Raw genomic sequence first — 13,714 nt, forward strand, 5'->3', positions numbered from 1 at the left:
AAATAAAATAAATACTTGGTAATAAGTTATATTTTTATCGATTTCTGTTTTGCCTTAACATAGCACAAGCATGTTATATTGTAATCTAAAATTATTATTTTAAATAAATAGCACTTCTAACGACAGAGTACCAATATGTCTTTTCCCCTCTTGCTCATTCTACTTAGCTTAATTGCGATCGTACCCATATTCTTTGTGATGAAGGAAAAATCTAAGCACACTCAAAATAACTCTATACAACGCCATCAAGAGTATTTAGCATCGGCGCATCATATCGCGGTTCAGTCTCAAGCAGAGTCAATTAAAGAGTCAGTAGGTAATGAACAAGATAGCACTCTTAGCGTAATTAATTTTTCAGCTCATCATCCATTTGTACAACTGCTATATAACGAGCAAGTGCCTAAGAATTTTCGAGTTACTATGGATGCTATTGGTCAGCAATACGAGTCCACGCATCACGATGAAATTACTGAATCACAGTTATTCACCTTCAATAAACTCATCGCTACCCGTGTGCCAGAATTGATTACTGACTATCTAAGCCTTGACCAAAGCTATGCAAAAACAGTCGTTATTGATACCGATCGACAAAATACCAGTTATGACATTGTATTAGAACAGTTGAACTCAATTTTAGATTTTTCGCAAAAGCTTAATACCCAAAGCCAAAGTGGTGTCGTTGACAAACTGCTTGCCAGTCGCCGATATTTGGACGATGTCTACAAAGAAAGCGGTATGGCAGCCGACAGTTTAAAGATAAAATAAATTGCTTTTGGCTCGTCATCAAACGCCTCTTACCTTACTCACTAAGATAGTGGACACTTATAACAGTCAATAATTAATACAAAAACTGACTCACATAATTTACTGTGCGTAAATAAAGCACGCTTATTGGATAAAGATCTACTCATGAATTATTTTAACTCACACTCGCCAACTGCCAAATTTTTCTATCGGATAGTACCTGTTGCTTTTTTTAGTGTCTTGCTACTGGCAGCTTGTCAAAAAGGCTCAGAACCTGAGTCAGATAATGACACACAGACCGAAACAGCCGTACAAACAACGCCCGTCACGACCAATATCAACGCCCCTGACACTGGTGCTGACGCTGATGCAAACTTAGACAACAATACCGACAATACGACAGCACAGCCAACAGATGCAAATAGTGATATTAGTTTAGAACAGTTAGAAGGTGACGTTGAGGCGAACAACTCAGCACCACCCACGACTGAGGTAAAACCTAACCCTGAGCAAGCGATCAAAGGGACACAAATCACCGATGTCCGTTATGAAAACGCAACAGGTGAAACGCTATCAGTGATATTCGAGACCTCAGCGGAAGGTACGCTAAATGCTATTGTCACAATGTCCAATAAACCAAAGATGACGCTAAGTGCACCAAAAGGCCAAGGTAATAACCCTACTTATCGCTCGAAGGATGGTAGCCTTGAGCTGGTCAGTCATGCTGGCGGTGGTACTATCGACCTTGTCCAAAATAACAAAGTCACTAGTTTTGATGCGGTCAGTGCAGAAGCAGAAGTCGTCACTGAGTAATGCCTAAGCCTTACTATTTATCAAAATCTGCTATAAAAAATTGCCATAAAAAAAGCGGCACACGTTAAATAATAGCGTGTACCGCTTCTGCTGCTGATTGTTTTGTTTTAGCCAAACCCAGTAGCTTTCCCAAATAGACTGACCAACCAGCTCATCATTACCCATAATCCCCAGCCAACCACCACAATGACAATCAATCCTAAAATATCAGGAATATGCAAATACAGCCAAGCAATAATAGGGATTCGCCAAAAGCGGCTGTGCTGCTGCTTGTCTTCTAATGACTGATGTAAGAATGGTCGATCCATGTGCATGGTTTCAGTGATGCCATACTCATCATGCAGATGCCCGTGCACGATACCCAAGGTTTTACGGCTCGGACGAATAAATATGTCAAACAATGTGCCAATACCAGGCACGATACCCACCACCATATCGATAAGCGCCAGTCTGACAGCAGGCGTCATCTTATGTGCAGGCACACCCAATTGACGACCCAACACAAATGCATAACTGGTCAAAGCCAGTCCCGCCAAATCACCTGCCAGCGGAATAGTCGATAGCGCAGCGTCCGCACCCATGCCTTGTTTGGTAAACGGTATCCGTACTAACGAATCCATGGTATTGGCAAATTTTGCCAGTTTACGCTCCGTTGCGATGACTTGCTCGCGTGTGAGGCCCTGCTCAGCCAATCGTGCCTGATAATCGATAGCAGACGTATTGGTATCAAAGATTTTTTTCGCTTTTAACCTTGATACCTTATTTAACTCATCCATTAACCGTTGTCCATATACAAGCGATGGCAATGAGCGCAAAGATGTAACGTCCCACCCAAATATTGGCCAAAAATGCCTGAAAGCAAGCGCGCGCGTTGTAACTAGCACAAGCACTGTTTTGCTTGGTAAACATCATGGCTACTAATGCCAAACCAAATACTGGCGTAATGCCTAAAGTGGTCGGTGAAAAATAATGCCATATGACCACGCCCATAATTAGCAAAAATAACGTCTGTAGTAGCGAGATGATAATCACATCATAGCGACCAAATAATATCGCCGTTGATTTTACACCAATTTTTAAATCGTCCTCGCGGTCAGCCATGGCATACTGTGTGTCATAAGCTACCGTCCAGCACATATAGGCGATAAACAACAACCAACACCAAATGTCAGGCGTGCCTTGTATCGCCACATAGGCCATCGGTATCGCCCAACCAAAAGCCGCTGCTAAAAACACTTGTGGCAAATGGGTGTAGCGTTTCATAAATGGATAAATAAACGCCAATACAACCGCACCAAGCGACCAATAAAACACAGCAATGGGTAGGAAGAATAGTAAACTGGCACTTAATAACACCAACACCAAAAATGCAGCAACGGCTTCCTTACCTGATAGGCGTCCATCCGCTAATGGTCGTCCCTTAGTACGAGTCACATGACCATCGACTTTTCGATCAGCGAAGTCATTAATGGCGCAACCAGCTGCCCGCATAAAAACCGCACCAAGCGCAAAGATTATAAATATCTTAAAACTCGGCAGTGCTGCTGGCGCGCCTTGTTGCTGAGCCTGACCCATCTCAGCCAGTAGCACACCCCATAATGTTGGCCATAACAATAGCTCAATGCCCACAGGTTTATCAAAGCGGGTCAATTGAATATAAGCTTGTAGTTTATCTTTAAATGTCATGGTTATTTATTATCATCAATAGAATATGTTATATACGCGCTCATAGTCTTTGCGAAAAGCGACTAAAATGACTGTTAAGTGATTTGGCTAGTTACTGAATTGTCTGGTTAATGAATTAGCTAGTTAATGAATTAGCTAGTTAATGAATTAGCTAGTTACTGAATTTGTTTCCACAATTGGTTGGCTTCTACTAGTGACATCTCAGGATACTGTTTGCGCAAAGCTTTCAGTGCAGGGACTTTATCTTTCTGTGATGCTTGCTGACGCAAAAAATCCAGCTGCTCTTGTGGATTGCTTAGCTCTTTTAGACGTGCTTCGAGCCGCAGGATTCGAGTACGCAAAATGATATTAATCAATAATAGCGCCGCACCCATCGCCCAAATAATTAGCGTTGACATTCCTTGCTCCTAAATCCATTTTTCTTGTAAACAATCACTATCAAACAGTCACTAGTAAACAGTTACTATCCAACAATCTCTAGTAAACAGTCACTATCAAGCAAAATAACCGTCAAAGCGCACTGCCTCATTATGCCAGCTTTCACTAGGTTGTTGGCTTGCTAAAAATGGGGCCTGCTGAGGACGTTTTACGACCACACGACCAGAGTGCTGTGTAGATTGACTAACGATAGATTGTGCTGACTTGAGCAGCTGACACTCTTCTTCTACTGTTGGCGGGCTTGCTAGTTGATGTAATGCTTGCATGTGCTTGCCCACTTTAGCACCTTTTCCTGTCTTGCTGTCTTGATAGCTGTCCTCTGGAAACATAGGATCCAGATATACGACATCAATAACCTTACTATCACTGGTCATTGGTTCCGCTTTGAGCATTTCAAAATAACTCAGCGCATCAATATTTACAATTTGTAGACGTGACATTAGCTTTTGCCAGTTCGGCAACGCACTCATACGCTGCTGCTCTACCAATAATAGCAATGCCATTAATGGTTGCTGCTCTAGCATGGTGACCTGTGCGCCAGTACTACCCAATATTAGGCTATCATGACCGAAACCAGCCGTCGCATCAATAACATTACTATCCGATGTGATCTTAGCAGCCTGCAATAGCAACTCGGACTTTCGTCCTGCACTCACCACACGGCGTTGTAGTTTGTCCCACTCTGGCGTCACACTCAGACCATCACTGAGCCATGATAGCTTATCTTTATTATCCAATAATAAGATAGGTTGAGTGGCGCTATGACTTAATTGCTGGCGACGTTTTTGTGTTAATTTATCGACAGACAACTCAGCGTTTAATATGATTGGTAATCGGTGCTGTTCTATCAATGCTTGCAACATATCCACTTGACTGTGCTGCGACTCGCTCACGTAGAGTAGCTGGCACTGCATAAAGGCGATAGCCTTATTAGAAACTGTATCCAACCTACTCATGACTACCCTCTTTACGACTGCTAATAACGCTATAAGTCATAGCAACAGCTAACCTGCCATTTGATAACCAAAGCCCCAAGCAGCGATCAAAACAAGCACACCTGTGATAATACGTAACCAAGCAAAGATGGTAAAATCACGACGGCTCACCCATGCCACAAGCAAACGAATACAAAGTAAAGCGACGATAAATGACACCACCGTGCCAACGCCCAGCACTAGCCAATCGTCACTATTGGTCAGTACGTCGCCATGTTTGATTAAATCTAATAGTGCCGCACCTACAATAACAGGAATACCTAAAAAGAATGAAAACTCTGCTGACGCTTTGCGCGAGACACCAAGCCACAGGGCACCAATGATAGTAGCACCTGAGCGTGATGTTCCTGGTATTAGTGCCAAGCATTGAAATAACCCAATCATCAACGCTGTTTTTAGGCTGACATCTTCAGCTTCATTTGCAATGACCGCTTTAGGACGACTCTCAACATAGAATATCAACAAACCACCAATGATGAGCATAATTGCGACAGTAATCGGATTAAATAAATAGGCTTTAATCTCATCAGCGAAGGTAAAACCAACGATCATTACAGGAATAGTAGATACAATCAAACTCAGTCCAAGTTGCCTTGGGTTATTCATGCCTTCTGCTTTACCCGTTAGCAAGCCCATGAGCGCTTGCCACAGTCTACCCCAATAGTCATAAATAACGGCCAAGATAGCACCCAATTGCACGACAACGACGAACAAATCGACTTTTTCTTTGGTCCAAAAACCCATCACATCTGCTGATAAAATTAGGTAGCCCGTACTAGAAATGGGTAAAAACTCAGTGATACCTTCAACGATACCCATGATGACAGCTTGAATTAATAAAATAATATCCACGGTGGCTTTCCTAGATACAAACCTATTGGTTAATACAGTTTTTAGTGTGTTGTTATATTTTGCATAGTACGACAAATGACTGAAAACAACTATGCTTTGCCTTGCTCTTTCAGCGTTTTCCAAGCTTGGTTACGTAAGTACTTTGGTAAAGCTTGTGACGCCTCTACTCCACCTATCGCCATAAATTGCGCGATACCGAGCTGACCGATGACCACCGCATCCGGTGACACGTATTCATGCCATGCTTGTGTATCATGCAAAGTCAATAAACCTGCGCCATTACCGACTACTGGGATATCAAGGTCAGTTTGGCTGTCATAATCCAGCAGCTGCTCGGTGCTATCATTATCAGCAATCAGTACTGGCTGCATAATGCCGGCTTCACTATCGATTACTGCGTACTGCCCAAAATACACTTGCTGCATACGAGCATCCAGCGCACTATAGACTTGTGTCAGACCATATTGGTTATACGCACGCTGCGCAATCGCCTGTAAGCTTGAAACGCCCACACAAGGAGTGTCATGTGCGACAGATAGCGCTTGTACTACCGCTGTATTGATTCTGATACCGCTAAAAGCGCCAGGACCACGGTTAAAGATCAAGGCCTGTATATCAGCCAGCTTTAACTGCGCTTCAGATAAGGCCGCATCGATCATGGGTAGAATCTGCTGAGTCTGCTGACGCTTACCAGTTTCGGTATGACTCGATAGTACCTGACCATCTACATCCAAAATTGCGATCGAGCACTGATCAAACACAGTATCCATTGCTAAAAACATCATCACCTCGGCTTGTACGCTTGGCATCATAAAATAGTGCCTATCATAGCATTTAGGACAAACAAATAAAATAGTGCCTATCATAGCATTTAGGACAAACAAATTTTATGACTTTCTACGTTTTTCATACTTTATCCATGCGTACTGAGTCAGAGTAGAGAAAAAGAAAAAGCCTCAAAACCATATCAGTTTTGAGGCTCCATCAAAAATTATAAGCAGTACAATCAGCTATGGTTTAAAAGCGGGTTTTAAACTTCTTTGGCGCTTGATTTTGCATTTCTTGCATTTGCTTTTGCATCTCTTCAGTGCTTGGCATGTTGTTTGGATCAAGACCCATCTGTTTTGCCATTTGCTCTGGGTTCACATCTTTTGCGCCACCTTGCTGACCACCACCGCCGAATAACGGACCAGCACCACCTGCTCCGCCGCCGCCCATCAAACCTTTCATAGACTTCATCATTTTACTGATGCCTTCCGGCTTAGAGATCATTTTCATCATTTTGGCCATCTGCTTATGCTGCTTTAGCAAACGATTCACGTCTTGAATCTCGCGACCAGAACCTGCAGCGATACGACGCTTACGGCTTGGATTAATCTTATCAGGGTTTTTACGCTCAAACGGTGTCATAGAATTAATCAAGGCTTCCATTTCACGCACTTTTTCTTCTGGCTTGGCATCTTCAACGGCTTTTTGCATATCAGAGCCACCCATACCTGGCATTTTATCTAAAAATCCTGCCATGCCGCCCATATTTTTCATTTGCTGAAACTGCGTTAACAGATCCTCAAGGTCGAATTCACCGCCCTTTTGCATCTTTTTCGCCATTTTTTCGGCTTTATCGCGGTCGATTTTTTGCTCGACTTCTTCAACCAAGCTCAGTACATCACCCATACCTAAGATACGCTGAGCAATACGCTCAGGATGGAACAGCTCTAGCTCGTCTAGTTTCTCACCGCGACCTAAAAACTTGATTGGCTTACCTGTGATGGCACGCACAGAAAGTGCAGCACCACCGCGAGCATCACCATCTGTCTTGGTCAGAATAACACCTGTTAATGGCAATGCATCATTAAAAGCTTTTGCGGTATTGGCCGCATCTTGACCGGTCATCGCATCGACGACAAATAGTGTTTCAGATGGACTGACGGCAGCCGTTAACGCCTTAATCTCATCCATCATCGTGTCATCAATATGTAGACGACCAGCGGTATCAATGATTAAAATATCTTGATACTGGATTTTTGCTTCTTCGATCGCACGTTGCGCGATATCGATTGGGTTTTCGTCAGTGCTTGAGTTCACAAACTTAGCATTTACCTGACCTGCTACTTGCTCAAGCTGCTTGATGGCGGCTGGACGATAAACATCCGCCGAAACCAACATGACTTTTTTCTTATGACGCTCTTGTAAGAACTTGGCCAACTTACCCGCGGTAGTCGTTTTACCTGCACCTTGCAAACCTGCCAGTAAATAGACAACTGGTGGCTTACCTGTCATTTCTAACTGTTGATTGGCACTGCCCATCATTTCCGTCAGCTCGTCATGGACGATTTTGACAAAGGCCTGTCCTGGAGCCAGCTCTTTTAGAACTTCTGCACCCAGCGCTTGCTCTTTAACACGTTTAACAAAGTCACGAGTGACAGGTAGCGCCACATCGGCTTCGAGCAAGGCCATGCGCACTTCGCGCAAGGTATCTTTGATGTTATCTTCGGTTAGCTGTCCACTACCCACGATATTTCGCAGGCTTGAGGATAGTCGTTCTGTTAAAGTATCAAACATAAATAACTCTCAGTTAAAAATAATTCTTAGTAAAACCTTTTGAAGGGTTTATAAACAATATTCGGGCATAGCATGAAATATTAGATCAGCATTTATAAAATAATGATAAAAACAGCATATTATCAACACTATAGCATCAAGTAGACTCAAAAATTGATAAGCTTTTTATAAAATTATTGATTCGCAAATATATTTTTAAGCCAGGGCATTGTGTTTGGTATACCCTAAGTCTTTATAAGTAATACGCAATATGGTACTCAATTGGCTGTCATTTTATGATAAATTAAACAATTATTCTAATCATTCCGATAATACCATTTTAGCATCAATCTGAGTGGCCGTTTTACACTCAGTATGAGACGAGGCTTTATGTCTGTGAACCTTGCATTCTTACTTGCTAGCCTAGCTTATCTCTTAGTCAGCGTTTACATTGGTTGGGCGTTAACTCGAGGTAAATCCATTCATAAAGGCATCAGTCTGGGATTATTAACAATCGGTATGATGGCACATGCAGTGCTACTTTATCCTTATGTCGTAACCCTTTACGGTCTGAATTTTAATCTATTTAATATCATTAGCCTGATCAGTTTGTTTTTCTTATTTTTCTATGTTCTGTTTTGTCTCTATCGCCCTATCATTAGCCTTGCTATTTTAGCAGCACCTACGGCATTAATAGGTATGACTGTTGGCTATATCGGTCGCGCCCCTTATCAACCTATTACCAATATCAGTGTTGGGCTTGAGGCGCATATACTACTATCTTTGGCGGCCTATTGTGTGCTGCTGATGGCCGCGGTGCAAGCGCTATTTTTACGCTTACAAATTCGTGAGCTAAAACATCACACGATCCATCGCTTTTGGGTCAATAAGCTACCCTCATTACAAAGCATGGAAAGCTTATTATTCGACATGCTATTGGTTGGCTTTGTCTTACTCAGTATTGCGCTAGGTATTGGCTTTATCTATGTACACGACTTGATGTCTCAACATATTGTTCATAAAACCGCGTTTAGTCTACTCTCATGGTTATTGTTTGGCACGTTATTAGTAGGTAGTTGGCGTGCAGGCTGGCGTGGTAAAAGGGCTGCCAATATCACTATTTATGCCTTTATTCTACTGGCTATTGGTTTTATCGGTAGCAAATTCGTTTTAGAAATGCTGTTATAAAACAATAAAAAGCATAGCGTTCAGCAGTTATAACCACTGACGGCTATGTTTTTATAAAAACTAACTGTCGAATGTTTTAATTAAAAACCACCGTCTTATTACCCGCTACAATCACACGATTTTGCACATGCCAATTGACCGCACGCGCCAATACATTACGCTCAATATCACGCCCTATAGCACGCAACTCAGTCACACCTTGACGATGCGTCACGCGATGCACATCTTGCTCAATAATAGGCCCTTGATCCAATTCAGCAGTAACATAATGCGCCGTTGCACCAATCAGTTTCACGCCTTTATCATAGGCCTGACGATAAGGGTCCGCTCCCACAAAGGCTGGCAAGAATGAGTGATGGATATTGATGACTTTCATCGGCCAACGCTTCACAAAATCAGATGATAATATCTGCATATAACGCGCTAATACGAGCAAGTCATTGCCCGCCATCAGCTCATGAATTTGCTCTTCTGCCTCTGCTTTATTGGCTTTGCTAACAGGCACATGATGAAAAGTGATACCGAAGTTTTCTACCGCTTGACGCAAATCAGGGTGATTACTAACCACACAAGTAATATCACAATCAAGCAGACCACGCTGATGCCGCCATAACAAATCTAACAACGCATGATCAAATTTCGATACCAAAATACCAACCTTGGTTTTGATCGCATTGTTATGTAACCGCCATTCCATATTATAACGTCTAGCCACCGTATGATTGAAGCTGGCTTTAAAATTATCAATGATATCGCTCAATCCTGCCAAGGCAAACTCTAAACGCATAAAATACTGACCGCCTTCATGAGCAGTGGAATATTGATCAAGCGTAATAATATTAGCACCATAACGATGAATAAACTCAGATACCGCTTGCACGATACCCGCCTGATCTTTGCACTTAATCAGTAATGTCGCGGTATCGATAGCAGCCGTTGTTGGCGTATTAGGAGAAGTACTACTAGGCTGCGTGTTCGATGGCGAAACAATATTTGTATTATCTGACATAGTAAACCCAATTAAAAAAATGAAACCTGCTACTAAAGCCAAATGCTAGAGCATAGTAAACTGGTTATTTTAGTCTTTTTTTTGAATCTTTGCTGAATGAGTTGGTTGTTTTTTATAACAATTGCATAAATAACAGGTTAACTGAAAAATAATCTTTACTATTAGATAATCAACAACATAGCCGCTGCATTTCGAGGTATAATAACCACCCTTAAAACCACAATAATCATAAAAATATTTGAGTATTCATCTCTTTTATGGTATAAATGTCGGCTTTAAAATTTTCTGAATTGGTACGCCTGTTATTTGCCTTTAGATAACAACAATGCCAACTCAACATTCATATAGTTTTGTTTGGTGCAAAGCTGCCGCTTGCTGTGTCCATGCCGCAAAAACGTGCAACTTGCCCAGACTGGTATGAGAAAAACTCATACCTCATAGATTAGGAGTTCGCCATGTCTCGAGTTTGCCAAGTGACTGGAAAGCGCCCTATGGTGGGTAATAATGTTTCGCACGCAAACAACAAAACCCGTCGTCGCTTTCTACCAAACCTTCACAACCATCGTTTTTGGGTAGAGTCTGAAAATCGTTTTGTACGTCTACGTGTGTCTACCAAAGGTATGCGCATCATTGACAAACTTGGTATCGATAAAGTGCTAGCAGATATGCGCGCACAAGGTCAAAAGATTTAAGTTGAGACTTGCAGCTTAGTGTATTGATAATTTTCAACCGTTAAGCTGCCATTCTGCTACCTTTTATATAGTTATTTTATATAATCACCTTGTGTAGCCACTTAACCTTTTAGATCCGTACCTATCGTTTGAAGACCCCTCATTTACAGGAAAGCTATCATGAGAGATAAAATTAAGTTAGTATCAACTGCTGGTACTGGGTATTACTATACCACTACCAAAAACAAGCGCACTATGCCTGGCAAAATGGAAATTAAGAAATACGATCCAAAAGTACGCCAGCACGTTGTTTTTAAAGAAGCTAAAATCAAATAATTTATTGTTTAAATAAATTATTTGTATAAAAAAGGGTTTATCAATTGATAAACCCTTTTTTTATTGCTCATTGATTTTAATTGAGGTATCCATTGTCACATCAGAATTTGTCACACCAAAATTGTGATTATCAAAATCACTTCTCTGTAATATCAATCAACTGTAATGCGCTGGCTCTTTGTCATAAACATGTGCATGCCACTGACTCATCTGCTTTTGCATAATGACTTGAATCGCCGCATGAATCATATGCTGACCAATCGCTTGCGTATCAGTACCCAGTATTTCTTTCAGTTTTTCAGAAAAATCTATCGTCATCAGTGGCGCTTCATCTTGTTCCGCATCACGCAATAACAACCTACCGTCTTCGGCTTCTACCAGCTCCAGTGTGGTTTCTTTCGCAAATCCTGCAAATTGGTCAGTACTCTCATTATCTACTTCTATATCATTATCGATATCATATGGCATTAATTTTTTCCTTATTATCCCGTCTAATTATGTATAAAGACAATTGCGTGTAAAAACTTAACCTCTTACAGCAATACGGGGAGATCATCGTCCTTATACAATGGACGCTTTGGCCATCAAATTCAAGTGCTGTCACATAAGTCTTCTCTATAGGTAACCACTTAAGCATAAAACTTATGAAAAAATCAGCGCCAGTAACGCAGTTTTCCTAAAGTAAATAAGAAAGCGACGAACATCCCCAAATAATAAACCAGTTTTAGCTCAAGAGTTGGATCGCGATATTTAAAAGGCAGTGCCACCGTGGCGGTAGCAGTAGGCAGTATCAACAGCATAATCAGCCAATTTTCCATGACATTGAGCCAACCTTGAAAGTCCGTACCATGACGCAACGAGGATAACCCTAGTAGCAAACATGCTATGATCAAACTAGTAAACAAACCATTTGGTAAGTCTTTTGGGTAGATAATATTGGCAATATTAGTAGGCATGATTCGCATGTGAAATTCCAGTCATGCTTATAGAGCATGACTTAGTGGTTAAAAAGTGTGTAAAAAACTTATAAAAACATCATATTAATTATGCAGCAGTATCAGTGATAGCATCATAAATAATCTGTATAGTTGGCAGCATGTCTAATTTATAAAGTACTGACTATAAAATCATTCAACTATAAGTGCCCATCAACCATAGCATCGAGATACAAGACGTTAAATAACCCAAACTAATCGCATTCCATCCCTCTATATGCATGCCTTTAATCTTGTTAACTATACGTGAGCCTACCCAAAAAAACAGGGGAATACCAATCATAAACGAGGGTACTATCACGGCTGCATGACGTACTACCTCTCCTACATCATCGCCTACCATCAAGCGAAAACCATACCCTGCTAGACTAAGCACAAGTGCAAACATTGCTAAGCCAATGGTAATACCTCTCGGTACCAAACTGCGTTGTATTGGCTGTTCCTGACGTTGCTGTGCTGAGCTTGTCTCTGATTCAGACGGCGTTGACAAGTCGGTTGAATTGTTTGTATTCATACTTCACCTTTGTGTAACTCGCTATCATATATCATTGTGAATCGTACTTCATAATGAACCATACTACGTCATTAATCGTGGGGCGTATTTGATGGCCATATATAAGCATATTTTTTGAGTGAGTTTTTGATGCGTCCATAAATCAGGTCAAAAAACATGCTATGTCATTTGGCTATAACTACTGACTACAATTACTTACCGTTAGCCAGTGCCAGCTCTGCGCGCATCTCATCAATAGCATTTTTATAGTCTTCTTGATTAAATATCGCAGAACCTGCAACAAACATATCAGCACCTGCTTCTGCAATCGCACGAATATTATTGGCTTTGATACCACCATCCACTTCTAGTCTAATATCACGACCGCTTGTAATAATACGCTGGCGAACTTGGCGAACCTTCTCTAAGGTACCTTCAATAAATGATTGGCCACCATAACCAGGGTTGACGCTCATTAGTAAGATTTGATCCACTTTATCCATGACATAATCTAAATAATGCAGCGGAGTCGCTGGGTTCAATACCAAACCACACTCTGCACCACCATCTTTAATCAATTGTAACGAACGATCAATGTGTCCACTCGCTTCTGGGTGAAAAGTGATAACGCTCGCACCCGCTTCTAGAAATTGCTCAATCATGCTATCAACTGGTGATACCATAAGGTGTACATCAATGGGAGCATCAATACCATAATCTCGCAATGCCTGACAAATCATACTACCAAATGTTAAGTTGGGTACATAATGATTGTCCATCACATCAAAATGAATTACATCGGCACCTGACTCTAATACCTTTTCAACATCTTCTCCTAAACGTGCAAAATCAGCTGAAAGTATGGATGGGGCTATTAGATATGGCTTAGAAGGGCTAATCATAGTAGAACTACCTAATTTATATGTAAATAAAGTACTGATAGAATAAAAGTT

The 13,714-nt window shown here is 41.3% G+C and carries 17 protein-coding genes; 5 read left to right on the forward strand and 12 right to left on the reverse strand.

The window, feature by feature from the left end; all coding sequences use genetic code 11:
• Positions 1-135: 135 nt before the first annotated feature.
• Both ACT3RN_RS02055 and ACT3RN_RS02060 read left to right on the forward strand, forming a co-directional pair.
• Positions 136-765, forward strand: coding sequence for a hypothetical protein (locus tag ACT3RN_RS02055; protein ID WP_192518998.1), 630 nt, complete (start codon positions 136-138; stop codon positions 763-765).
• 144 nt (positions 766-909) lie between these two features.
• Complete coding sequence (locus ACT3RN_RS02060) at positions 910-1,557, forward strand: hypothetical protein (RefSeq protein WP_192518997.1); 648 nt, start codon at positions 910-912, stop codon at positions 1,555-1,557.
• Between the two features lie 107 nt (positions 1,558-1,664).
• On the opposite strand, the gene ACT3RN_RS02065 is transcribed toward ACT3RN_RS02060, so the two are convergent.
• From ACT3RN_RS02065 to ffh, 7 genes are all read right to left on the reverse strand, one after another.
• Positions 1,665-2,333: a DUF4112 domain-containing protein gene (locus tag ACT3RN_RS02065; protein ID WP_192518996.1), complete on the reverse strand. Its 669-nt coding sequence runs from the start codon at positions 2,331-2,333 to the stop codon at positions 1,665-1,667.
• Positions 2,326-3,243, reverse strand: coding sequence for a 4-hydroxybenzoate octaprenyltransferase (gene ubiA / locus ACT3RN_RS02070; protein WP_192518995.1), 918 nt, complete (start codon positions 3,241-3,243; stop codon positions 2,326-2,328). Before ubiA ends, ACT3RN_RS02065 begins: the two co-directional genes overlap by 8 nt.
• A 155-nt stretch (positions 3,244-3,398) precedes the next feature.
• Entirely contained in the window at positions 3,399-3,641 is a 243-nt protein-coding gene (locus ACT3RN_RS02075) for a hypothetical protein (RefSeq protein WP_192518994.1), read from the reverse strand.
• A 96-nt stretch (positions 3,642-3,737) separates the two neighbouring features.
• A complete protein-coding gene (locus ACT3RN_RS02080; protein ID WP_192518993.1) occupies positions 3,738-4,637 on the reverse strand; it encodes a class I SAM-dependent methyltransferase in 900 nt (299 codons plus the stop codon).
• A gap of 48 nt (positions 4,638-4,685) precedes the next feature.
• Entirely contained in the window at positions 4,686-5,528 is an 843-nt protein-coding gene (locus ACT3RN_RS02085) for an undecaprenyl-diphosphate phosphatase (protein ID WP_192518992.1), read from the reverse strand.
• An 89-nt stretch (positions 5,529-5,617) separates the two neighbouring features.
• A complete protein-coding gene (tsaB, locus tag ACT3RN_RS02090; RefSeq protein WP_192519001.1) occupies positions 5,618-6,310 on the reverse strand; it encodes a tRNA (adenosine(37)-N6)-threonylcarbamoyltransferase complex dimerization subunit type 1 TsaB in 693 nt (230 codons plus the stop codon).
• Between the two features lie 235 nt (positions 6,311-6,545).
• The gene (gene ffh / locus ACT3RN_RS02095; protein ID WP_192518991.1) at positions 6,546-8,090 is read right to left on the reverse strand and encodes a signal recognition particle protein; all 1,545 of its coding nucleotides are present in this window, start codon (positions 8,088-8,090) and stop codon (positions 6,546-6,548) included.
• Between the two features lie 369 nt (positions 8,091-8,459).
• Here ffh and ACT3RN_RS02100 point away from each other — a divergent pair, with 369 nt between their 5' ends.
• Positions 8,460-9,257, forward strand: a complete 798-nt coding sequence (locus ACT3RN_RS02100; protein ID WP_413038441.1) for a cytochrome C assembly family protein — start codon at positions 8,460-8,462, stop codon at positions 9,255-9,257.
• A 76-nt stretch (positions 9,258-9,333) separates the two neighbouring features.
• On the opposite strand, the gene purU is transcribed toward ACT3RN_RS02100, so the two are convergent.
• Positions 9,334-10,266 (reverse strand): formyltetrahydrofolate deformylase, encoded by a 933-nt coding sequence (gene purU, locus ACT3RN_RS02105; RefSeq protein ID WP_225739130.1) that lies wholly within the window; start codon positions 10,264-10,266, stop codon positions 9,334-9,336.
• A 455-nt stretch (positions 10,267-10,721) separates the two neighbouring features.
• Between purU and rpmB the strand changes: the two genes are divergently transcribed.
• Positions 10,722-10,958 (forward strand): 50S ribosomal protein L28, encoded by a 237-nt coding sequence (gene rpmB / locus ACT3RN_RS02110; protein WP_192518989.1) that lies wholly within the window; start codon positions 10,722-10,724, stop codon positions 10,956-10,958.
• Positions 10,959-11,117: 159 nt separating this feature from the next.
• On the forward strand, positions 11,118-11,273 hold the full coding sequence (rpmG, locus tag ACT3RN_RS02115) for a 50S ribosomal protein L33 (protein ID WP_192518988.1): 156 nt from the start codon (positions 11,118-11,120) through the stop codon (positions 11,271-11,273).
• A 156-nt stretch (positions 11,274-11,429) separates the two neighbouring features.
• On the opposite strand, the gene ACT3RN_RS02120 is transcribed toward rpmG, so the two are convergent.
• The 4 genes from ACT3RN_RS02120 to rpe all read right to left on the reverse strand — a co-directional run bounded on the left by ACT3RN_RS02120 (position 11,430) and on the right by rpe (position 13,663).
• A complete protein-coding gene (locus tag ACT3RN_RS02120; protein WP_192518987.1) occupies positions 11,430-11,741 on the reverse strand; it encodes a hypothetical protein in 312 nt (103 codons plus the stop codon).
• Between the two features lie 185 nt (positions 11,742-11,926).
• A complete protein-coding gene (locus tag ACT3RN_RS02125; RefSeq protein ID WP_192518986.1) occupies positions 11,927-12,238 on the reverse strand; it encodes a hypothetical protein in 312 nt (103 codons plus the stop codon).
• 166 nt (positions 12,239-12,404) lie between these two features.
• On the reverse strand, positions 12,405-12,782 hold the full coding sequence (locus ACT3RN_RS02130) for a hypothetical protein (protein ID WP_225739129.1): 378 nt from the start codon (positions 12,780-12,782) through the stop codon (positions 12,405-12,407).
• 191 nt (positions 12,783-12,973) lie between these two features.
• Entirely contained in the window at positions 12,974-13,663 is a 690-nt protein-coding gene (gene rpe / locus ACT3RN_RS02135; RefSeq protein WP_192991914.1) for a ribulose-phosphate 3-epimerase, read from the reverse strand.
• Positions 13,664-13,714: the final 51 nt, after the last annotated feature.

Source organism: Psychrobacter sp. AOP5-GZ1-6, assembly GCF_052376345.1.
In the GTDB taxonomy this organism is placed as follows: domain Bacteria; phylum Pseudomonadota; class Gammaproteobacteria; order Pseudomonadales; family Moraxellaceae; genus Psychrobacter.